The sequence below is a fragment of the Streptosporangium sp. NPDC023615 genome (assembly GCF_040640155.1).
Classification (GTDB): domain Bacteria; phylum Actinomycetota; class Actinomycetes; order Streptosporangiales; family Streptosporangiaceae; genus Streptosporangium.
Window position 1 is genome coordinate 20,891 of record NZ_JBFABE010000057.1, and the last position, 20,673, is coordinate 41,563.

The following is a 20,673-nucleotide window of genomic DNA, read 5'->3' on the forward strand; positions in this document are numbered from 1 at the left end:
TGTGGCGGCCGCTCGCGCCGGTCAGTACCCGCCGAACCAGCCCGGGACGTCCAGGCGGAAGACGTCCCGGGGGGTCACGGCCCGCAGGTCGGACTCCAGGGCGCGCAGGCGGTCCTCGCCCAGCGTCCTCGCCCAGCCGGCGCGCAGGTCGTCGAAGATCCGTGCCGACCTGACGAGGCTGTCCGTGCCCCGCCCGGTGAGCCGTACGATCTTGCGCCGGGCGTCGCCCGCGTCGGCGACCCGTTCGACGTAGCCCAGACGTTCCAGGGTGTCGACCGTCTTGCCCGCGGCCTGCTTGGAGACGCCCAGCCGGCGGCCGAGCTCCACCGCGGTGGTGCCCCCGGGACCGATCGCCTGCATCACGAAGCCGTGCATCGGCCGCACGTCGGGGTGCCCCTGACGGGCGAGCTCCGCGTGGAGCTCGTCGATGAGGACCCGGAAACCGAGGAAGAGCCGGAGCGGGAGCTCGAAGCCCGGGGAGTCCTGGGGGTCCTGGGGGTGCGGCGGGCCAGGGGAGTCAGCGGGCACGGGAACCTCCTCCGACGACTCCGGCAATGACGTTGTCGAGTTTAGGCGCGGGCGCCACCCCCGTCACCGGCTCCGCCCCCGTGTCGGCCCCGTCATCGGCCCCGTCATCGACCCGGTTGCCGGCCCGGTTGCCCGCGCCGTCATCGGCGCCGCCCCTCTCATCGGCGTGGCGCGCGGTTCAGCGCGTGCGGCCGTCCGGCCGGCGCTGGCTCTGGAGCCAGGTGTCGGTCTGACGGGTCGCCTTGGGCGCGCTGGGAGTGGCGGGGGAACGGCGGGTGGCGCGGGTCTCGGTCACGGTGAAGTCGGCCACCACGTGCCGGTTGTGCAGCAGGAAGCCCACCACGCCCGCGATCGCCTGCACGCTGCCGCCGGCCCGCGCGTGACCGGTCAGCAGGTAGACCAGCGGCGTGGACGGCTGGTCGAGCGCGAAGTAGCGGCCGTGGTGGTGCGCGTCCTGGAGGGTTCGTATGGGGATCGGCCGCGAGGTGGTGAACCAGGCGGCGACCTCCCAGGAGGGCTGGGACTGGTCGGCGTCGTTCGACTCCTCGTAGCAGGTCGTGCAACCCCGGCGAGCGTCCTGCCCGTGGGGGCACGCCCAGGCGGCGAGGTCGTGCGGCATGCTGTGCTCGGACATGAGCTGACCGTACCTTCCCGTGCCGGAACCCCGCCGCTTCCCCCGCTTCACGCGCCGGGACGCCGCGTTCTCCCGCTCTCCGTCCTTCCCGAGATCCGTGTTCATCCCCAGATTCCGGACCGTCTCCCCGCCCCGCGACGGATCCTCCCCGCTCGGGCCGGTTCCCGGCGGGGCCACCCGGTGTCCGCCGACGGCTGACGACGTATCGCCATATTTCGCTATTCATGCAGTTCAGCGCTGGTAAAGAGCGATCTTGGCGGCGTTTCGGGAACACGGGCGCGGGCATCGCACCGGTCTGGGAGCATCCACGGGGGGACGCATGACGCATGGGGTCGACGCTTCCGATCACCGCGGGCGGAGCGCCGCCGACGTCCACGGTGACGGCACCACGGTGAACGATCCGTCCGGGGGCGCGGGCACGCTCCCGTCGAACCCCGGCCCTCCAGGCCGTCCCGGTGCCGGACCTCCCGGCCCCGCCGGTACTCAAGCCCCCGCCGCCTCCTCCGGACCTTCCGGTCCTCCGGGGACTTCCGGTCCTCCGGGGACTTCCGGATTCTCCGAGCTCTCGGAGCTCTCGAGGACCGCCGGCGCCCACAGGCCGTCGGCTCCGGCGCGGGCCCGGTGCTTCCCGCCCTCCGCGGAACGGCCGAGGTACACCGGCCCAAGGACCACGGACCCGGCCGGCACGAATCCGGCGAGCACGAACGCGTTCAACGCCGGCGCTGCCGACACGGCCGACACGGCCGACGCGGCCCCCGGGGACGCCGACCCCGCCCCGCCGCTCAGGGCGCCGGAACTGCCCGCCGCGCGGGGGCCGATCACCACGCTCCTGTTCGAGCGGCTGGTGCGCCCGCCGCACCGCTTCGGCCTGTTCTCGCTCCCGCTCATGTCGTTCCCGGCGCGCTTCGCAGGCCCGGCCCTGACGGACGAGGACGTGCAGCTCGCGCTCTTCGTCTGCTACGAACTGCACTACCAGGGCTTCCGGGGCGTGGACGAGCGATGGGAGTGGAACCCCTCCCTGCTGGAGGTACGGGAGATCCTGGAGACGCGCTTCGAGGAGGGGCTGGCACAGGCCGTGTCCTGCCCGCCCGCGTCGCGGTTCGGGGACACGCGCCACGCGCTGGCCGAGCTGGTGGCCGCCGCCGAGGGCCCCGAGCTGTCGGTGTTCCTGCAGCGTCAGGCCGATCTCGCCCAGTTCCGCGAGTTCGTCGCGCACCGGTCGATCTACCACCTGAAGGAGGCCGACCCGCACACCTGGGGCATCCCCCGGCTGCGCGGTCGCCCCAAGGCCGCCCTGGTGGAGATCCAGTCGGACGAGTACGGCGGCGGGCGCCCGGGGCGGATGCACTCCGAGCTCTTCAGGACCACCATGCGCGGGCTGGGCATGGACGACTCCTACGGCGCCTACCTCGAACGGGTGCCGGCCATCACGCTCGCGATCTCCAACGCCATGTCGATGTTCGGGCTCCACCGGCGCCATCTCGGCGCGCTGCTCGGTCACCTGGCGGCGTTCGAGATGACCTCCTCGATCCCCAACGGGTGCTACTCCCGGGCGGTGCGGAGGCTGGGCGGCGACGAGGACACCGCGCGCTTCTACGACGAGCACGTGCAGGCCGACGCCGTGCACGAGCAGGTCGCCGCGCACGACCTGTGCGGCGGGTTCGTCGCGCAGTACCCGTCCCGGGCCGGTGACGTCCTGTACGGGGCGGCCTGCGGCCTGGCCCTGGACCGGCTCTTCGCCGAGCACGTCATGGGGAGCTGGGGCAGGGGCGTCTCGTCGCTCCGGGGGGCGGACACCACGATCGGGACGTGAACGCCGCACCCGTCCCGTGAACGCCGCCGCCCGATCCGGCGAACGCCGCTCGCGGCCCGGCGGGCGTCGCCCTCACCCGTTCCCCGGCAGGCCGTTCCCCGGCCGCTACCGTCCCGCGGTCCCGCCGGACGCGTTCTTCTCCCGGTCCGGCGCGTCCCCGGCCCGGTCGCGTGTGTCCTCTGCCCGGTCCGGCGCCTCCCCGGACCCGTCCGGCGCGTCCCCGGTGCGGACGGGTCCGTTCACCGGCTCGTCGGGCTCGCTCGGCGCGCGGAAACCCGTCGCCTTGTGCGAGCCGTCGCAGAAGGGCTTGGAGGCGGATCGGCCGCAGCGGCACAGCGCCACCGTCGCCCTGCCGGGATCGATGGTCCGGCCGTCCTGGGTCAGCAGTTCGAACGGCCCGCGCAGCAGGAGGGGGCCGTCCTCGCACGTGGTCACCGTGACCGAATTGTCCCCTTTATGTGGCATTAGAGAAAACTGCCCGCTGCCGCGGGGGAGAAACGCCGACGCGACGTTCTCCGCCCCGTCGGCGCCTCACGGCCCGGCGGACGCCGGGTGGCGTCCCCTGGTCCGACGGGCGCCGGGCCGGCGCCTCACGGCCCGGTGGACGCCGTGTCAGCGCCCCATGGCCTGGCGGATCACGTCGCGGGTCCGGTCCACGAGCGCCACCGGACCGCCCAGGAGCAGGTTCTTGAGCGCCGACTCGGTCCCGGGGTGCGGATGGGTGGGCGCCAGCGCCTCGGCGGCCTTCACCCCCGCGGCCATGGCCCGCCGCTCGGCCACGCCGGTGTGCTCGCGCAGCCGGGAGAACTCGTGACGCTCCTCGGCACGGGCGTGGGCCAGCACCGCCGCCCGGAGCACCTGCAGTCCCCCGGAGAAGTCCGGATGCCCGGTGCCCAGCCTCTCCAGGTCGGCCAGGAGCTGCTTGGCCTCCCGCTCCTCGGCCAGGCGGTCGTCGACCACCTCGTCGCCGTCGTCGAGCACGAGGCGTACGTAGGGGTGCACGATCTCCTCCTCGGCGGTCTCGTGCACGGCCAGCAACCGCACGAGGCGCTGGAAGGCCTCCTCCGCCCTCCTGCTCCCCGCCGGGCTCTCCTCCACCTCGTCGAACAGATCCCTGATCATCGCGTGCTGGCGCACCAGCAGGTCCACGACGTCGTTCTCCCCCATCAGTTCGGGTGCGATCCGGCGATCACTCATGCGTCCCCCTTCGGCTCACCGGGTCGCTTACCCCTGCTCACGAGGCGAAACCCGAAGGCGTGCCGCGAGGGGCGTGTATGGGGCCGCCGCAACGGGGTAGGCGTCTCAGCCAAAGGCATTTTTTTGACATTTACGCTAAATGTTCTTTTCGTTGCTTCTTTGGAAGATCAACTTCTCCCCCGGGGCTCTGACCTTGGACGTGTCCGGCGCGCGCCTCTGCGGCGAGCCACCCCGAGGGATCGAAAAAATCATCGAGCCGCTCAGCAGCAGCTCACATGGTAAAAACCTTATGCGGCATATAGATCTTTCCGTGAAATTCAGATGTTCGATGAATGAGAAGGGGTCGGGAGGGTAACCGGAGTCTCAGTCGAGATGCACAACCTTTGGAGGGCATCGTGAGTGAATTTCCGACCGGGGCGGGGGAGCGCCCAGGCTATGGCCAGGACTCCCCGAGCACGGCTCAGCACGCCAAGTCCGCCGTCGGGGAGGTCGCCGAGACCGCCAAGGGGCAGACGCAGGTGGTGGCCGGCGAGGCCAAGCAGCAGGCTCGCCAGGTGGTCCATCAGCTGAAGGGCCGCGTGGGTGACCAGGCGCACCAGCAGAGCCAGCGCGCCGCCCAGGGCATTCGCCAGTGGGCCGACGACCTGGCCGCGATGGGCGAGGGCGCCAAGCCCGACTCACCGGTGTCCGGAGTGGTCCAGCAGGTCGCCGACCAGGGACGGCGAGCGGCCGACTACCTCGACCAGCACGGCCTGGCCGGAGCGGTCGACGACCTTCAGACCTTCGCGCGCCGCCGCCCCGGGGCGTTCCTGCTCGGCGCCGTCGCCGCGGGCTTCCTGATCGGCAGGGTCGCCAAGGCGTCGGGCGGCGCCACCTCCGGCGGCCCCTCCACCACCGGATCCGGGGCCGGGACGGGCACGTCCTACACGCCGCCCGCCTACCCCACCGGTCAGAGCGGCGCCTACACGACCGGCCAGAGCACCGCCTACCCGGCCGCCACGCCGCCGGTGTCGGCGGAGCCGCTGGCCGAGCCGATGATCCGGCCGCCGGCCGACCCGTACCGCACCGAGCCGACGACGCCCCGCGAGGGCTTCGGCAACCCGGGCACCACCCCTCCGAACACCGGTCTGGGTGGTGACGTCCGATGAGCTATCCCGGCCCCGAGCCGAGTGAACCGTCACTGGGGCAACTGGTCGGGGAGATCGGGGAGGACCTGTCCAGGCTGGTCCGCCAGGAACTGCAGCTGGCCAAGGCCGAGCTCCGCGAGGAGGCCGGCAAGGCCGGCAAGGCGGCCGGTCTGCTCGGTGGAGCCGGATTCGCCGGCTACATGGTCGCCCTTCTGCTGACGCTGGCCGTCGTGTTCGGCCTGGGCAATGTCATGGACCTGGGATGGGCCGCGCTGATCGTCGCCGTCATCTGGGCGATCGCGGGAGCGGTGCTCTACACGACCGGGCGCGCCCGGTTGCGTGAGGTGCAGCCCAAGCCGGAACGTACCGTTGAAACGCTCAAGGAGGATGCCCAATGGGCACGGGACCTGACGAAATAAGGGCAGAGATCAACGCCACGCGCGCCGAGCTGGCCGCGGACGTGGAGCGTCTCGCCGACCGGACGAGCCCGAAGCGGATCGTCCGCCGCCGTACCGACACCGTGCGCCGGCGCATCCAGACGGTGCGCGAGCGCGTCATGGGAACGCCGTCCCACGCCGCCCACAAGGTGAGCAACCAGGCGTCGTACGCGGCGGCCGGGGTTCGCGACGCCGCCAGCGGCACCGCGGAGACCGTCCGTGACGCCGCCTCCAGCACCGCCGAGACCGTCAAGCACGGTGCCCAGCAGGCGGCCGAGGTGGTCCAGAACGCGCCTCAGCAGGCGATGCGGACCACCCAGGGCAACCCGCTGGCCGCCGGCGTGATCGCGTTCGGCGCCGGGCTGCTGGCCGCGACCCTGATCCCGCGGACCCAGGCCGAGGAGCGCGCCGCCGGGCAGATCATGGAGCAGGCCGAAGGCGTGATCGAGCCGGTCAAGCAGGCGGTGCAGGAGTCGGCGCAGGCCCTCGGCCAGGAGGCCAAGGAGGCCGCGCAGCAGGCCGCCCAGCAGGTCAAGGAGACCGCCACCGGGGCCGCCCAGGCCACCGGCGAGCACGCCCGCGACCAGGCCCAGCAGGTGGCCGAGCACGTCCGGCCGGGCAACGGCCACCAGTAACCGGCAGACCGGCCACCAGTAACCGGCAGACCGGCCGCCGGTGACCGGCCGCCGGTCGCCGGTCCGGCCCGCCGGCCGACCCATCAGGCGATCCGAGCGCCGCCGCCCTCACCGCAGAGGGCGGCGGCCTCGGCAGAGTTCGGCAGAATTCGGCAGAGTTCGACAGAGGCGGTGTGACCCCCCATGTCAGGTCAGGACACCGGACGTCCGGCGACGGGCTCCGGCCGCGCGGCGGACGACCGATCGGCTCCGGACAGCCCCACAGAGCTGCCCAAGGAGTCCTGGTGGGCGGTGCTCAAACGCACCTTCAAGGAGTTCCAGCAGGACAACCTGACCGACTGGGCCGCCGGCCTGACCTACTACGCGGTGCTGTCCATCTTCCCCGCGCTGCTGGCCGTGGTCTCGCTGCTCGGCCTGTTCGGGCAGTCGGCCACCCAGTCGCTCGTCGACAACCTCGGCGCCATCGCCCCCGGCCCCGCCAAGCAGACCCTCGACACCGTGCTCCAGGGCCTGCAGAGCAGCCCGCGGGCGGCCGGCATCAGCACCGTCATCGGTATCGCCGTGGCGCTCTGGTCCGCCTCGGGATACGTCGGCGCCTTCATGCGCGCCGCCAACGTCATGTACGAGATGCCCGAGGGCAGGCCCGTCTGGAAGACCCTCCCGCTCCGCCTGGCCATCACCACCGTCCTGGTGATCCTGATGGCCGTCGGCTCGGTCGCGGTCGTGTTCACCGGCGGCCTCGCCGACCAGGCCGGGAAGCTCCTGGGGATCGGCGAGACGGCGCTGACCGTCTGGAGCATCGCCAAGTGGCCCGTCCTGATCCTCATCGTCATGGCCATCCTGGCGCTGCTGTACTGGGCCGCGCCCAACGTCCGGCACCCGGGCTTCCGCTGGCTCACCCCGGGCAGCGCCCTCGCGGTGGTGCTCTGGATCATCGCCTCGGCCGCCTTCGCCTTCTACGTGGCCAACTTCGGCGCGTACAACAAGACCTACGCCGCCCTGTCCGGCGTCATCGTCTTCCTGATCTGGCTGTGGATCTCCAACGTCGCGGTGCTCCTCGGCGTGGAGTTCGACGCGGAACTCGCCCGCGGGCGGGCGATGCAGGCGGGCCGGCCCGAGGACCGGGAGCCCTACGTCGAGCCCCGCGACACCCGCAAGTTCGACGAGGAGCAGCGGGAGCAGGTCCGCGACATCCCCGGCTGACCGGCCGGGACCGCGCCCGCCCCGATCCGGGCGGGCCCCTGAGGGCGCCTACCGGCCCCTCGGGAACCCTCAGGGGCCGGGGCCGCGAAGGCCCCCGCGGGCCCCCGCAGGGCCCTGGTGAGCCCGGGAGAACCCGCGTGGCCCGGCCGGACGGCCGGGCCACGCTAGTGTCCTCCGGGCAGCGGGCGCATCGCCTCCAGGAGCGTGGACACCGGGACGTGGGCGAACCCGATCCGGGCGTCGCTCGCCCCGTACGGCAACCACAGGGCGCCGTCGTGCAGCAGGCCGCCGCAGGAGTAGACCACGTTGGGCACGTACCCCTCCCGCTCGTTCTCGCCGGGGGTGAGGAGCGTGCCCGGCAGCTCGGCGATCACGCGGTGCGGCTCGTCCAGGTCGAGCAGGAGCGCGCCGATGGCGTAGCGGCGCATCGGGCCGACCCCGTGGGTGAGGACCAGCCAGCCGGTCCCGGTCTCCAGCGGGGAACCGCAGTTGCCCACCTGGATCAGCTCCCAGCTCTGGCGGGGGGAGTGCAGCGGGATCGGGCGTCGCCACCTGCCCTGCTCGTCGAGGGAGGTCAGGCCGATGGTCTCGCCGTCGGAACGGCACAGCGCCAGCCGCTGCCCGCCCACGGGGCGCGGGAAGAGCGCCATCCCCTTGTTGGCGGCGCCGGGCCCGCGCAGCGGGGTCACCTCGAAGCTGCGCAGGTCGTCGCTGACCAGGAGCTGCGAGCGGATGTGCCGCCCGTCGTAGGCGGTGTAGGTGGCCCGGTACGAGGTCGTGCCGTCCTCGTCGACGACCCTGACGAAACGGGCGTCCTCCATCCCGTTGCTCTCGGCGGAACTGGCCGGCCAGAGCACCCGCCGCTCGACGGGCACCTCCTCGGGGAAGGTGACCGCGTAGTCGGAGGCGGTCGCCCGGCGCATCTCCTCCAGCGTCCCGTGGGTGGTGGTGCGGGCCAGCAGGTCGGCGGGGAGCCGCATGATCGCCCGTTCGAAGTCGTCGTCGCCGAAGAGCTCCGGCAGGGACCCCAGGACGGTCGCGGACACCTCGTTGTCCCGGTCCTCGTCGGCGAGGGCCGCGGCGAGCAGGTCGCGCCGGTGCGGGGTGGGGCGCCGGGGGCCGACGGTCAGCGGCCCCGAGCGGTCGGCGACGGCCAGGACCTCGCCGGGGCCGAGCAGCACCGTGGCGAAGCCGATGGACGACAGGTGGCCCTCGCCGATCTGCCGCGTGCTGATCACCGCGCGCAACTGCCCGGGGAGCAGGCCCGACTGGTCGGGGTGGGCCACCATCGAGGGATTGCACAGCGCGGCGCCCTCCACGGCGTACTCGTGGCTGAAGTAGGCGCCGACGAGCAGGCGGGTGGTCGGTCCCAGCTCGACGTCGACGGGGACGCGGTGACGGACCAGGTCGTAGTGGTGCAGGAAGGTCGCCTCCAGGTCGCGGTGCCGGTCGCCGAACCGCCGCAGCGTCTCCCCGAGCAGCGCGGAGGTCTCCTCGGGGCTCAGCAGCGCGACGCGGTCGATCAGGGTCGCGGCCCTGCTGCGCACCAGGGCGGCGTCCTCGCCGGGGACGAACAGCTTGACGACGACCCTGCGAGGGTCGGGCGCGAGGGTCGGGCCGAGCCGGGTGGCCAGGTCCCGGACGGTCACGAGGCCCCGGCCCGTCCGAGAGGCGGCTCGTCGGCGAGTTCGACGCGCCCGGCGCGTCCGGCGGCCCCCGGGCGCCCCGGGGGTCCCGGGGGGTCGGTGCCCGGCGCGGGCTCGCCGTGCCGGGGCCGCCCGCCCTGCCGGGGGAGCCCGGCCTCGGGCCGGTCGGTCCGGGGCCGGTCGGTCCGGGGGGAGTACCCGGCCTCGCGCAGGCGTTCGGCCTGCTGCATCGTGGAGATCAGCGCGATGGTCGACTCCGCGCCCTGGTTCAGGTTGGGACCGTACGGGGTCAGGCCGTCGTAGCCGCCGCCGGTCGCGGCGTCCCACATCACCGCGCCGCGGTCGTTGGCGCCGCCGAACCACGCCGCGGCCCGCCACACGCCCGTCCGCCAGGAGGGATCGCCGGTGACGGCGCCCGCCGTGGCGAAGGCGTCGGCGAGCGCGGCGAGCTCGATCGGCTGCTGATCGTAGCGGTCCCTGGGGCCGTGCCGCCGCCACCCGGTCACCGGGACCACCGAGAAGCGGCCCGCCGTGGTCTGCGTCTCGCCGAGCCAGGTGAGCATCCGCAGGCCGGCGGCGAGCGTCCGGCCGTCGCCCAGGAGGTGGCCGGCGCTGATGAGCACCTCGGCGAGGGCCGCGTTGGCGTAGGTCAGCTCCGGCTGGGGCCACGGCCAGGCCGAGACGCCGGTGCCGGTGGCGTTGTCGGTGTCGGTGTCGGTGTCGGTGGCGTTGCCGGTGGTGTCGGGGGTGCCGGCGGCGTCGGGGGGGAGGCCGACCGCGAGGGCGGCGTCGGCCAGCAGGGCCGTGGCCGGGCCGTCGCCGGGCCGGGCGCGCAGCACCTCGGCCGCGCCCAGCCCGGCGAACACCATGGCCCGCGGGTGCGAGGACCGCCTGGACGCGCCGAGGGTGAAGGCGACCATGGCCTCGTCGCGGATCCACCCGGCGGGGTTGCGGGCGGCGGCGGTGCCCAGGCCCCACAGCGCCCGCCCCCACCAGTCGCCCAGTCCGGGCTCGTCACTCCAGCGCCGGTCGTGCGAGAGCCGGTTGCGGAACGCGCCGGTGTCGTCCTGCGCGTGGGTGAGGAAGGCCAGGTAGCACTCGGCGAGCCGGTGCACCCGGGGGGACGGCGCGGGTTCGCGGCTGGTGACGACGAGCCCGCGGGCGACGTCGTCGGTGCAGTAGCCGTGCTGGCGGCGGACGACGGCGTTCCGGGCGTGCTCGAACAGGCCGGTGTCGTCGCTGAGCCGCTCCAGGTGCCGGAAGTCGGGGCCGACGGGCAGGGAAGGTGGCGCCACCGAGGACGCCGAGGACGCCGAGGACGCCGAGGACGCCGGGGACGCCGAGGACGCCGCCGGGTACCCCGAGGAGGGCGTGACGGGACGTCCGGCGGCGTCCGGGGCGAGGGGTGCCTCGGAGGTGCCGGGGGGCACGGGGGGAGCGGGGGTCACGGCAGCGCCACCGCCGCGGCGGCCGGTCGCTCGGCCAGCAGGCTCCGGGCGAGGTTCTCGTACCGGGCCGCCACGGCCGGCCAGAGCAGGGTCGGCGCCAGGACGCGCGCCCGGTTCCGCAGCTCGTCGGCCAGGCCCGGTTCGGTCAGGATCCGGCGCACCGCCGCGGCGAGCGCCACCGGGTCCTCGTGCGGCACGAGCAGGCCGGGGCCGTCGGTGAGCAGCTCCACCGCGTGCGGGAAGGACGTGGCGACGATCGGCACGCCGGCCGCCACCGCCTCGATGAGCACCCCGGAGGTGACCTGCTCCTGCGAGTCGTACGGAAGCACGATCACGTCGGCCGAGCGGATCAGCCGGATCAGCGTGGTCTGGTCGCGGTAGACCGGGTCGTAGCGCACGGCCTCCGACACGCCCAGCCGCTCGCCCAGTCGCTCCAGCCCGTCGCGGTAGGCCTCGCCGTGCTGCTCCAGCACCTTGGGATGGGTCCTGCCCGCCACCGTGTACGTCGGCGAGGGCGACAGGTCGCCCAGCAGCGACAGCGCCTGCAGCGCCCACTCGATGCCCTTGCCCGGGCCGATCAGGCCCCAGGTGAGCAGGTGCGGGCGTGGCTGCCGCACGGCCAGGACGTGCATGTGCTCGGCGGCCCCGTGCGGGATGACCGAGACCTTGCGCGCGTCCACGTGGTAGCCGGCGAGCAGCCGGTCGCGGGCGGTGCCGGTCATCGTGACCACCGCGCCCGCGGCGTCCACGATCTCCTCCAGCAGGATTCGCTGCCGCGGGGTCGGGCGGGTCAGCACGGTGTGCAGGACCACGATGCTGGGCACGGACAGGGCGCGCAGCAGCGGCAGGACGTCCTGGCCGTCCGGGCCCGGGTAGATGCCGTACTCGTGCTGGACGACCGCGACGTCGAACCGCTCCAGGGCCGAGGTCGCCATCCGCCGGCCCCCGTCGTCGCCGGGTCTCCAGGTGTGCACGACCCCGGGCGCGGGGCGCGCGTCGTCGGAGTCGGTGACGACGCGGACGATCCCGCCACGGGAGCCGTTCCCGCCCAGGTGGGCGGCCAGCGCCGAGTTGAAGGTGGCCAGCCCACACTGCGTGGGCGGATGGGTGCTGAGAAAACCATAGGTGCGGACCAACTGTCATACCTCCGGTCATCGGCCGCTCCGGATCACGGACGCGGCCTCACGCGGTGGAGACGTCCATCGGCCGGCGTGATGACGGATGGAGTTCGAAGCCCGATGCCGAGGGCCGTCCTCACGGGGCCCGGCTGCCGCGACCCCGCGTCGATGGCGGGCCCTGCGTCACTTCGACTGTATCCATGCCCTGTTTACGGCCCAGCATGCTGCGATATACCTGTAAATAGTCCTCCACCATCCGGTCAACGCCGAACCTGCGTTCGGCCTGGGCCCGGCAATTCGCTCGGTCGATCGCGCCGACGCGCGCCACCGCGGCGACCGCCTCCTCGACGCCTTCGACGAGCAGGCCCGTCACCCCGGGGTCCACCACCTCCGGCATCGACCCGCGGCGGTAGGCGATGACGGGGGTGCCGCAGGCCATCGACTCGACCACCGACAGGCCGAAGGGCTCGTCGAACGCGATGGGGTGCAGCAGCGCCGCGCTCGCGCCCAGGATCTCCGCCCGCCGCCCGGGGCCGACCGAACCGAGGTACCTGACCCGCTCGCCGTCGACGTGCGGGGCGACCTCCTCGTCGAAGTACCGCCGGTCCTGGACGATCCCGCAGATGGTCAGCGGCAGGCCGGCCCGGCGGGCGATCTCGATGGCGGCGGCGGTGCCCTTGTCGGGGTGGACGCGGCCGAAGACGACCAGGCCGGGGCCGCCGCGCGGGTCGAACGGCAGCAGCGTGAGGTCCACGCCGTGGTACACGGTGGCGACGTAGTCCAGCTCGCCGGAGCGGTCGGAGTCGGAGATGGAGACGTACGCCGACCGGGCACGGGCGTAGGCGGGCAGGATGCCCGCCCCGGAGAAGCCGTGGACGGTGGTGACCATCGGGGCGCGGCAGTGCTCGGCGAAGGCCAGCGGCAGCCAGTCGAGGTGGTTGTGCACGAGGTCGAACTCGCCGGAGCGGCCCAGCGCGTGCGCCACGTGCATGGCCTCCCACACCCGCCCGTCCATCGACGGGTCCTCGGCGTACCCGGTCGGGCAGACCCCGTCGAGCGACGCCGCGGTGATCGAGTCCAGGGTGGCGAAGAGCGTCACGTCGACGCCCCGGGCCGCCAGCCCCTCGGCGAGCAGGCCGGTTACCAGCTCCCAGGGCCCGTAGTGCCGGGGCGGCGTGCGCCAGGCGACCGGGCCGAGCAGGGCCACCCTCACGAGGCGCCCGTCCCGCCCGGGAGCGGGTGGCCGCGCGCTTCCTTCGGTGTCACGTGTTCACTCCTTGACCCGGTCGGCAGGGAGATGCCGGATATTTGTCCCTGATTTGGCCGGGAGGATGCGTCGGCGATCCGTTCTCCGGCCGGGCCGATATGAACATGTCGCACATTTGCCTCTCGGTCCCCTTGATGTGACATGTCATAAATTCATCCCTCGGCCGGACTGGTAGGGGCAGAGCCAGGCGAAGATCACGCTGCCGAAGTTCACCAGCATGGTGTGGGGGGAGCGGCCGGCCGTCTCGGTCACCTGGAGCCGGGTCACCGCGCCGTCCCGCATCCAGCCCGCCACCTCGTCCTCGGTGGGCCGGTGGCCGTGCAGGCGCAGCATCAGGTCGTGGGACTGCCCGGCGATCCGCAGGTGCAGTTCGCATACGGGTTCGGTGTCCGCCATGATTCGCCGTCCAAGTGGAGTTGACCCGGCGGAGTTGTCGGCGTCCCTTCCGAGGGTACTCCCCGCCCGCCCGGCGCCCGGGAACCTCGCCACGCGCCCCTCGCGTCCCGCACCCGCACCCGCACCCGCACCCCCGCCCCCGCCCCCGCCCCCTCGTCCCCGTCCCCGTCCTTCGCCCGAGGCGGTCGTCCGCGGGGTCTCACCCCGGCCGTCCGTAGCGACACGTTTCAAAGGTCATTGTCGTGATCCACGATTCATGCCGGAAAAAGTATAAAAATTCCTGGCGTCGCGGTGGCATTAAGTGGACAACGCCATTCCGAATACCGATTCCGGTGGATGTTTACCGTGATCCGCGGTCTCATGTTCCAGCCAGCCCTCCGGGGATGTTTTCTGGGATGAGGAAAGTCATATGGCCAATTCGCGCAGAATGACGGCGATCGCCGTCGCGCTCATGACGACGGTCGGCTTCGCGGCCGTCGGTACGCAGTCGTCGACGGCCGCGACGGCCGCTTCCACGGAGACCGCGGCGGCGGCGCCGGTCAGGGAGTTCAGGATCACCCGCTTCCTCGGTGAGCGGCGCCTGCCGCACAAGATGCGGTTCGCCGGGACCACCGTCGGGGGCCTGTCCGGGATCGACCGCGACCCGCGCACCGGGAACTGGTACTTCATCTCCGACGACCGGTGGCGCTACAACCCGGCCCGCTTCTACACCGGGCGCCTGGCCATCGACCCGGCCACCGGCGCGTTCACCGGGGTGAACCTCACCGGGGTCACCACCCTGCAGCGCCCCGGCGGGAGCACCTACCCGGCCTACGGCCGTCCCCGCTCCGCCGACCCCGAGACGATCCGCTTCGACCGGTGGAGCCGCCGGTTGATCTGGGCCAACGAGGGCGACCGGCCGGACGAGGCGAACCCCACCGTTCCGGTCTCCGATCTGTCCGTCCGCTGGACCGACCCCCGGGGCCGCCACCGCGGTGAGCTGACCGTGCCCGGCAACCTGAAGATGACCGCCACCGCCAGCGGCCCCCGGCGGAACTTCGGGTTCGAGGGCCTGACCACCACCGAGCACTCCATCGTCGCCGTCGCCGAGGGGCCGCGCTTCGAGGACGGCCCGCTGCCCACCGTCCAGCGCGGGGCCACGACCCGTATCACCGTGTGGAGCCGTGACGGCCGTCCGCGCGCGCAGTACGCCTACCCGATCGACCGGCTGCCCGCGGCACCGGTCCCGGCGACCGGCAAGTCCGACAGCGGTGTGTCGGAGATCCTGGCGATCGACGACCGCCGCTACCTCGCCCTGGAACGCTCCTGGATCGAGGGCGTCGGCTACAAGGTCAAGCTGTACGAGGTCGACCTGGGCGGCGCCACGAACGTGCTGAACAGGGACAGCCTGGTCGGCGGCCGCCCGTACCGTCCGGTCGTCAAGCGCCTGGTCTCCGACCTCAGCACGGTACGGCCGCCCGTGCAGAACCTGGAGAGCATCGCCTGGGGCCCGCGCCTGCGCACCGGCGAGTGCACGCTGGTGATCGGCGCCGACGACAACTTCGACCGGCGGGAGACCAACCAGTTCATGGCCTTCGCCGCGCGAGGCTGCTGAGCCGTCCCGCCTCCGCAGGTCCGGCGCGCCCGGTCCCCGTCGCACGGGGGCCGGGCGCGCCGGCGTGTGAGCCGGGCATGACGGTACGGGAGCGGAGCGCGTCGGAGCGGGAATCGGGCATGCCGGTGTGGGTGCCGGTGCGCCGGTCGCTCCCACGGGCACGTGAGGAGATCCCGGGATCCGGCTGGACCCTCCCACCGTGGGAGCGTCCATGCTGGTGCCGTGAACGAGGGACACCTGCCGATCGGGCGCTTCGCCCGGCTGTGCCGGCTCAGCGTCAAGCAACTGCGGCACTACGACGAACTGGGGCTTCTGACCCCCGACCGGATCGATCCGGACACCGGCTACCGCTACTACCTGCCCGGCCAGGCACGCGCCGCGATGCTGATCGGGCTGCTCCGCTCCCTGGACGTGCCCCTGGCGTCGATCGGGCGGGTGCTGGACGGTGAGTCCGGCGTGCTGGACGGGGTGCGCGACCGGATGAGGGACGACCTGGCGCGCCGCGAGCGCAACGTCGTCGCGCTGCAGCGCATCCTCTCCGACGGCCTGCCCCGGCCGGAGGTCACCGTCGTCCGCGAGCCCGCCCGCCGGGTGGTCCTCGTCCGCGACGTCGCGTCCCCGGAGCGGATCGGCGCCGTCACCTCGGCGTGCATGGCCCGGCTGATGGCGGCCGTGGGCACGCCCGAGGGGCTGCTGGCCGGGCTGTTCCCGCTCGACCTCACGGGGGAGGTCCCCGTGACCGTCGCGGCCGAGACGTCCCGGGACGTCCCGGGGACGTCCGAGGACGTCCTGCCCGGCGGGCCGTTCGCCTCGGCCACCCACGTCGGACCGTACGACCAGATCTCCCTCACCGCGCACGCGCTGCTCGCCTGGATCGGTGAGCGCGGGCACACCCCCCGCGGCCCGCTGCGCGAGGTGTACGTCTCCGACCCCGCGACCACGCCGCCGGACCGGCTGGTCACCCATCTGATGATCGGGCTGGAGGACGAGGGATGAACCCGCGCACCACGACCGGCGACCCGCAGGGAGCGCGGACCGTCGTGCCCGTCCGCGCGGCCTGACGCGGCGATGTCAGGCGGGCTTGGCCGGCTTCCCGGGGCGTGCCCGCTTCCGCCCCGCCGCCTTCCGGGGCCGTGAGGGCGACGGGACCGGCAGCGCCGGCGGAGTCGGCGGGGGAGCCGGGGCCGGCGGAGGAACCGGGGCCGGCACGGCCGAGGGGGGCGGGGGCGGCGGGGCCGAGGGGCCCGCCGCCCCCGGCCGTCCGGCCTCCGGCGGTCTCGGACCCGGCCGTTCCCCCTCTCCGGGCGCCCCGCTCTGGAAACGGGGGGTCGTGTGAACGAGCGCGATGAGCGTCGGGGCGGGCAGGAGCAGCGAGAACGCGGCGGTGACGATCGCCAGCTCCTCGGGTGCCGATCTCCAGAGCCCCATGGGCAGGTCCATCGCCAGCCCGACCACCGCGGTCCCTGTGGTGGCGTACGCGATCGCCCCGTACACGCCGACCGTGAAGACCCGGTCGGACGACCGCAGGACGCCGCCGGGCGACGGGGCGGGGCGTGGCGGGCGGGTCCGCGCCCTCACCCTGAGCAGGACGACGCCCGACAGGATCGCGATCGGGTACGGGACGAGGATCCACGCCGGCGTGCTCCGCGACGTGAGCCCGTACATCACGTCCAGATAGCCGCGCGCCGTCATGAACAGGAGCAGGACCGTGACCCCCGCCACGCAGTACGTGGCCGCCCGCGCGAGCCGCTGGACGCCGGTGAAGTCGGCGGGCCCGGGACACGGGCCGTTCCCGGGGTCGTCGGTGCCGCGCCCGGCGCGGGCCAGCCGGTCGGCCTCGACGTGGGCCGCGAGCAGCCAGCCGGCCGCGCTCACCACCGCGATGCCGCCGACCCCCAGCATGCCCCCGGCGAACATGAACTGTGTCCATGTGCGCGAGCACACCTCGGCCACCGTCGCCCCGGAGACGCTCTGGCCGTTCCCGGTGATGAAACCGAAGTTGAAGCTGTCCATCGAGAGCAGGACGAAGGCCGTGATGAGCATGCTCATGGCCCTGGCCCGTAATGTGCCGGACCCCCGCTGGCTCAGCAGGAGGACGAGACCGGAGAACGCGAAGCCGGCCAGCACCCCCGCCAGCTGGGAGTACGCCGACGCGCTCTCCGCCGCGCTCCAGTCGATTCTCGGACACAGGATCTGCTCGGCATCGCCAGGATCGATGATTCCCATGGAACAACTGTGAATGTCCCATGGGACGCATGTCGGAAGTTCATGTGAATTGGCCTGTTGCGAACTCGTTGGCCTTTCGAGAACATCTCGATAAGCCATTTATCGGAAAAATCCATATTTTGTGGGAAACGAGCGACTGTCTGGAACGTCCCCGGTGACGTACGCCCACCGGCCCCCTGCCACGGCAGTCGTTTCCAAGCGATCCGCAAGACCGCGAGGCCATGATCACGCATGAGACCACGACAGAAGGAGTGTTCATGCGCATGATGAGACGCCTGGGGGCCATGGCGACGGCGCTGGCCGTCCCGTTCCTCGTCGTTCTGATGAGCGACACGGCGATGGCGGAGTCCATCCGCATCGCCAACCACTGCGAGCCGCCCCTTGACGCCGACTGAGCGGCTCACGCGGCTCGTCGGGCACCGCCGGATCAGGGTGATCCGGCGGTGCCTGCTCCGCGGGGCCTACTGCCGCGAACGCGGCTGGTACGCCGAGGGGGAGCGGTGGGCGCGGCGGGCGGACGAGACGGTCCGGCGGACGGACCCCGCCGGACGGGTCCCGCTCCTGGTCGAGCTGGCGACACTGTGGCACGGGCTCACCCGCTACGAGGAGGCGTACCGGTGCGCCCGGCGGGCGGTGGAGTCGCTGACGCCGGCCCCCGCCGAGGCGCGACGCGACCGCGCGCTCGCCGACGCGCTCGTCCTGATGGGCGACGTCGCGCGCAGGAGGGCACGGTACGACGAGGCCGAGACCCGCCTGTGCGACGCGCTCGCCCTGCTGGAGGAGGCCGACCACCTCCGGCAGGCGACCGTCCGGCTGGGCCTGGGGGTGCTGGGCAAGGAGACCGGCCGCCACGAGGAGGCCGCCGTCTGGTACCGGCAGGCCCTGTCCCGCCTGAAGCGCCACGGCGGGAGTCCGCTGATGGAGGCGGACGCCCTGCACAACCTCGCGGGGCTCGCGCACGCCCGGGGCGCCGTGGGAGGGGAGGAGCACGCCAGGGCCGCGATCGAGATCCGGCGCGGGGTGCTCGGCCCGGCCCACCCGCAGGTCGCCGGGGACCTGGCGGTGCTCGGCTCGGTGCTCGCGGCCGAGGGCAGGCACGCCGAGGCCGAGGACGCGCTGCGCCGTGCCCTGGACATCTTCCGCGACCGCCTGGGGGCCGGCCACTACGAGGTCGCGGTGTGCCAGGTGAACCTCGCGCGCCTGGACGCGCTCCAGGGAAGGGCCGAGGAGGCCGAACGGCGCTACCGGGAGGCGCTGGCCATCAAGCGCCGCGTGCTCGGCGACGACCATCCGGAGGTGGAACGCCTGGCCGCGGCGGTGGGGGCGACGCCCGAGGGCACCTGAGCGCGGCTCCGGCGCCCGCCCGGTGTCCCCTCCCCGCCGGGGGCGTCAGCCGCGCGGGCGCCAGGACCGGGGCATCAGACCGGCGGACCGGGCGGCGCGGTCCTCCTCGGGGGTGCCCCGGGCACCGCCGGGCTTGGCGCGGACGACGTAGCGGAAGGGCAGGCCGCCGGGCATCGCGAGCATCCCGCCGAACCGGGTGTCACCGGCGAACCAGACCTCCCCGTCCGGCCGCCTCCCCTCGTCGGGAGGGAGGAACGCGCACTGGGCCTGGCCGTCCGGCCGCAGCAGCACGACCCGGGTCTGCCGCGCCCACCGCCGCCCCCGGTTCCGCTGCCCCTCCGCGGCGACCACCTTCACGCTCTCGGTGGCACACGGCCACACCTGCCAGCCGTACGTGGCCATGACCGCACGCTCCAGGCGCCGGGCCCGGCGCCACAGCAGGAGCGGGGCGGCGGTCAGCAGAAAGACGATCACGAGGACCACGACGGCGGCCGACCCCGGCTCCCACCCCGCGACCGCGACCACCAGCAGCAGCGCCTCGACGGCGAGCAGGGCGGCCCCCAGGCGCAGCGGCCGCTCCCGGCCCCGCAGGATCTCCTGTACGCCTGGGGTGTCGAGGGCCACCCCCGGCATCACCCGGTACCCGAACTGCTCGGCCAGCATCCGTCCTCCCAGCCTTCCGCGGCGCCGAGGCTCCCGCCTCCGATCAGGACGTCCGGGGTGGTTCCTCCCCGGCAGGGTTTCACACGGCGGGCGGTGCGGTCAGGTGCGGTCAGGTGCGGTCAGGTGCGGTCAGGGACCGGTGAGGCGGCGGTCGCCGCGGGTGGTGACCACGAACACCTGCCAGTTGTAGTAGGCGTAGTAGTTCCTGATGTCCCGCTTGATCTGGCGCGCGTACAACTGCACCGCGTCGACGTAGGCGTAGGAGTGGTTGTACGCGTACAGGGCGCGCCGGTAGTCGCGCGGCGCCCCCGAGGCGCGCAGGTAGTTGGCCGCGGCGAGCAGGGCGTCCCGGGTGTCCTGGATGTTCCCGCCCATCCCGTACGCGTCCCAGGTGCGCGGCATGAACTGCATCGGCCCCTTGGCGCCGGTGTGGCTCGGCGACCGCACGCGGCCGAACTTGGTCTCGACGAACATGACCGCCGCCAGCACCTCCCAGTCCACCTTGAACCGGCGCTCGGCGTGCTTGAACCGGGCGAGCAGGAAATCGGCGGGCTCGGCCGGCTGCACGCGGAACTTCGCCGCGCCGCTGATCGGCTTCACCAGGGAGAGCAGGTTCCGCCCCGCCGTCACGTTGTCCCTCGCCGTCGCGGCCAGGGCCTTGGGCAACCTGGCATAGGTACGGGTGGCGACCTCCCGGTTGCGCACCAGGTAGCGGTAGATGCGCTGCTCGTGCAGGGCCAGCAGCACCACCTGCTCGGGAGGGTTCCCCTTGCCGGGGTCGCCCTGGCGCACCCACGCGTCGACGGCGGTCCGGAGGCGCGCGGTGGTGGTGGTCAGGGAACGGGCCAGGCGCGCCGGGTCGGTGGGGATCGCCGCGTCCGGCGCGGGCGGGGCCGGTGCCTGCCCGGCGGCCTGCTCCGCCGGAGGCGTCGCCGCCCCGTCCCCGGCCGGCGTGGTCGCGGACGGTTCCGCCGCTTCCGCTGGCTTCGCCTGCTCCGCCGGCTCTGTCCGGGACGGTTCCGAGGCCGGGCCCGCCGCCCGGTCGTCGGCGGCCGGTGCGGTGGCGCCCTGCGACGCGGTGCAGCCGGAGAGCGCGGTGGTCAGGGCGACGGTGAGGGCGACGAGCGAGGTGACCGCCGGCGTGTTCCGCGACCGGCCCGTCCGCGTCCACGACGTCCCGCGCTCCGGAGGGTTCTGCCGCGTTCCGTGCTTAAGGTCCTGCCACGTCCCGTGCTTCGGAGGGTTCTGCCGCGCGGGTGCGACCCGCCCGCCCGGCCCGTGGTCGCGTTCCGCCGGTGCGATCTCCGCGTGCTGATCCTTCATTCGGCTCAACGTACCCGAGTGGGGGCGGGGCCCGCCCCCGCCGAGGACCAAGGGAACGGATCCCTGATCCCGGG

21 protein-coding genes are annotated in these 20,673 nt (G+C 73.4%); 9 read left to right on the forward strand and 12 right to left on the reverse strand.

Annotated elements, in window-relative coordinates:
* Positions 1-21: 21 nt before the first annotated feature.
* The gene (locus AB0G16_RS29565; RefSeq protein WP_362812063.1) at positions 22-528 is read right to left on the reverse strand and encodes a MarR family winged helix-turn-helix transcriptional regulator; all 507 of its coding nucleotides are present in this window, start codon (positions 526-528) and stop codon (positions 22-24) included.
* A 178-nt stretch (positions 529-706) separates the two neighbouring features.
* Entirely contained in the window at positions 707-1,162 is a 456-nt protein-coding gene (locus AB0G16_RS29570; protein WP_362812066.1) for a hypothetical protein, read from the reverse strand.
* 844 nt (positions 1,163-2,006) lie between these two features.
* Between AB0G16_RS29570 and AB0G16_RS29575 the strand changes: the two genes are divergently transcribed.
* Positions 2,007-2,975: an iron-containing redox enzyme family protein gene (locus AB0G16_RS29575; RefSeq protein WP_362812069.1), complete on the forward strand. Its 969-nt coding sequence runs from the start codon at positions 2,007-2,009 to the stop codon at positions 2,973-2,975.
* A gap of 105 nt (positions 2,976-3,080) precedes the next feature.
* Here AB0G16_RS29575 and AB0G16_RS29580 read toward each other — a convergent pair whose 3' ends face one another.
* On the reverse strand, positions 3,081-3,410 hold the full coding sequence (locus AB0G16_RS29580; RefSeq protein WP_362812072.1) for a CDGSH iron-sulfur domain-containing protein: 330 nt from the start codon (positions 3,408-3,410) through the stop codon (positions 3,081-3,083).
* 177 nt (positions 3,411-3,587) lie between these two features.
* Positions 3,588-4,172 carry a hemerythrin domain-containing protein gene (locus AB0G16_RS29585; RefSeq protein WP_362812075.1) on the reverse strand — a complete coding sequence of 195 codons (585 nt, stop codon included), beginning with the start codon at positions 4,170-4,172 and terminating at the stop codon, positions 3,588-3,590.
* A 395-nt stretch (positions 4,173-4,567) separates the two neighbouring features.
* Here AB0G16_RS29585 and AB0G16_RS29590 point away from each other — a divergent pair, with 395 nt between their 5' ends.
* The 4 genes from AB0G16_RS29590 (at position 4,568) to AB0G16_RS29605 (ending at position 7,574) form a co-directional block, all read left to right on the forward strand.
* On the forward strand, positions 4,568-5,320 hold the full coding sequence (locus tag AB0G16_RS29590) for a hypothetical protein (protein ID WP_362812078.1): 753 nt from the start codon (positions 4,568-4,570) through the stop codon (positions 5,318-5,320).
* A complete protein-coding gene (locus AB0G16_RS29595; RefSeq protein ID WP_362812081.1) occupies positions 5,317-5,718 on the forward strand; it encodes a phage holin family protein in 402 nt (133 codons plus the stop codon). The genes AB0G16_RS29590 and AB0G16_RS29595 overlap by 4 nt, the downstream gene beginning before the upstream one ends.
* On the forward strand, positions 5,694-6,371 hold the full coding sequence (locus tag AB0G16_RS29600) for a DUF3618 domain-containing protein (RefSeq protein WP_362812084.1): 678 nt from the start codon (positions 5,694-5,696) through the stop codon (positions 6,369-6,371). The genes AB0G16_RS29595 and AB0G16_RS29600 overlap by 25 nt, the downstream gene beginning before the upstream one ends.
* 291 nt (positions 6,372-6,662) lie before the next feature.
* Positions 6,663-7,574: a YihY/virulence factor BrkB family protein gene (locus AB0G16_RS29605; RefSeq protein WP_362812087.1), complete on the forward strand. Its 912-nt coding sequence runs from the start codon at positions 6,663-6,665 to the stop codon at positions 7,572-7,574.
* Between the two features lie 164 nt (positions 7,575-7,738).
* On the opposite strand, the gene AB0G16_RS29610 is transcribed toward AB0G16_RS29605, so the two are convergent.
* The 5 genes from AB0G16_RS29610 to AB0G16_RS29630 all read right to left on the reverse strand — a co-directional run bounded on the left by AB0G16_RS29610 (position 7,739) and on the right by AB0G16_RS29630 (position 13,449).
* Positions 7,739-9,223 (reverse strand): glycoside hydrolase family 130 protein, encoded by a 1,485-nt coding sequence (locus tag AB0G16_RS29610; protein WP_362812091.1) that lies wholly within the window; start codon positions 9,221-9,223, stop codon positions 7,739-7,741.
* Positions 9,220-10,668: a hypothetical protein gene (locus tag AB0G16_RS29615; protein WP_362812094.1), complete on the reverse strand. Its 1,449-nt coding sequence runs from the start codon at positions 10,666-10,668 to the stop codon at positions 9,220-9,222. The genes AB0G16_RS29610 and AB0G16_RS29615 overlap by 4 nt, the downstream gene beginning before the upstream one ends.
* The gene (locus tag AB0G16_RS29620) at positions 10,665-11,804 is read right to left on the reverse strand and encodes a glycosyltransferase (RefSeq protein ID WP_362812097.1); all 1,140 of its coding nucleotides are present in this window, start codon (positions 11,802-11,804) and stop codon (positions 10,665-10,667) included. Before AB0G16_RS29620 ends, AB0G16_RS29615 begins: the two co-directional genes overlap by 4 nt.
* 118 nt (positions 11,805-11,922) lie before the next feature.
* The gene (locus tag AB0G16_RS29625) at positions 11,923-12,999 is read right to left on the reverse strand and encodes a glycosyltransferase family 4 protein (RefSeq protein WP_362812100.1); all 1,077 of its coding nucleotides are present in this window, start codon (positions 12,997-12,999) and stop codon (positions 11,923-11,925) included.
* Between the two features lie 198 nt (positions 13,000-13,197).
* Positions 13,198-13,449 (reverse strand): hypothetical protein, encoded by a 252-nt coding sequence (locus AB0G16_RS29630; protein WP_362812103.1) that lies wholly within the window; start codon positions 13,447-13,449, stop codon positions 13,198-13,200.
* A 409-nt stretch (positions 13,450-13,858) separates the two neighbouring features.
* Here AB0G16_RS29630 and AB0G16_RS29635 point away from each other — a divergent pair, with 409 nt between their 5' ends.
* Together AB0G16_RS29635 and AB0G16_RS29640 are read left to right on the forward strand one after the other, a co-directional pair.
* A complete protein-coding gene (locus AB0G16_RS29635; protein WP_362812106.1) occupies positions 13,859-15,043 on the forward strand; it encodes an esterase-like activity of phytase family protein in 1,185 nt (394 codons plus the stop codon).
* 222 nt (positions 15,044-15,265) lie between these two features.
* Positions 15,266-16,039, forward strand: coding sequence for a MerR family transcriptional regulator (locus tag AB0G16_RS29640; protein WP_362812109.1), 774 nt, complete (start codon positions 15,266-15,268; stop codon positions 16,037-16,039).
* Positions 16,040-16,114: 75 nt separating this feature from the next.
* On the opposite strand, the gene AB0G16_RS29645 is transcribed toward AB0G16_RS29640, so the two are convergent.
* Positions 16,115-17,269: a hypothetical protein gene (locus AB0G16_RS29645; protein ID WP_362812112.1), complete on the reverse strand. Its 1,155-nt coding sequence runs from the start codon at positions 17,267-17,269 to the stop codon at positions 16,115-16,117.
* A 257-nt stretch (positions 17,270-17,526) separates the two neighbouring features.
* Between AB0G16_RS29645 and AB0G16_RS29650 the strand changes: the two genes are divergently transcribed.
* On the forward strand, positions 17,527-17,664 hold the full coding sequence (locus AB0G16_RS29650) for a hypothetical protein (protein WP_362812115.1): 138 nt from the start codon (positions 17,527-17,529) through the stop codon (positions 17,662-17,664).
* Positions 17,651-18,613, forward strand: coding sequence for a tetratricopeptide repeat protein (locus tag AB0G16_RS29655; RefSeq protein ID WP_362812118.1), 963 nt, complete (start codon positions 17,651-17,653; stop codon positions 18,611-18,613). The genes AB0G16_RS29650 and AB0G16_RS29655 overlap by 14 nt, the downstream gene beginning before the upstream one ends.
* Before the next feature lie 45 nt (positions 18,614-18,658).
* On the opposite strand, the gene AB0G16_RS29660 is transcribed toward AB0G16_RS29655, so the two are convergent.
* Both AB0G16_RS29660 and AB0G16_RS29665 read right to left on the reverse strand, forming a co-directional pair.
* The gene (locus tag AB0G16_RS29660) at positions 18,659-19,276 is read right to left on the reverse strand and encodes a hypothetical protein (RefSeq protein WP_362812121.1); all 618 of its coding nucleotides are present in this window, start codon (positions 19,274-19,276) and stop codon (positions 18,659-18,661) included.
* A gap of 129 nt (positions 19,277-19,405) precedes the next feature.
* A complete protein-coding gene (locus AB0G16_RS29665; protein ID WP_362812124.1) occupies positions 19,406-20,599 on the reverse strand; it encodes a transglycosylase SLT domain-containing protein in 1,194 nt (397 codons plus the stop codon).
* Positions 20,600-20,673 lie beyond the last annotated feature (74 nt).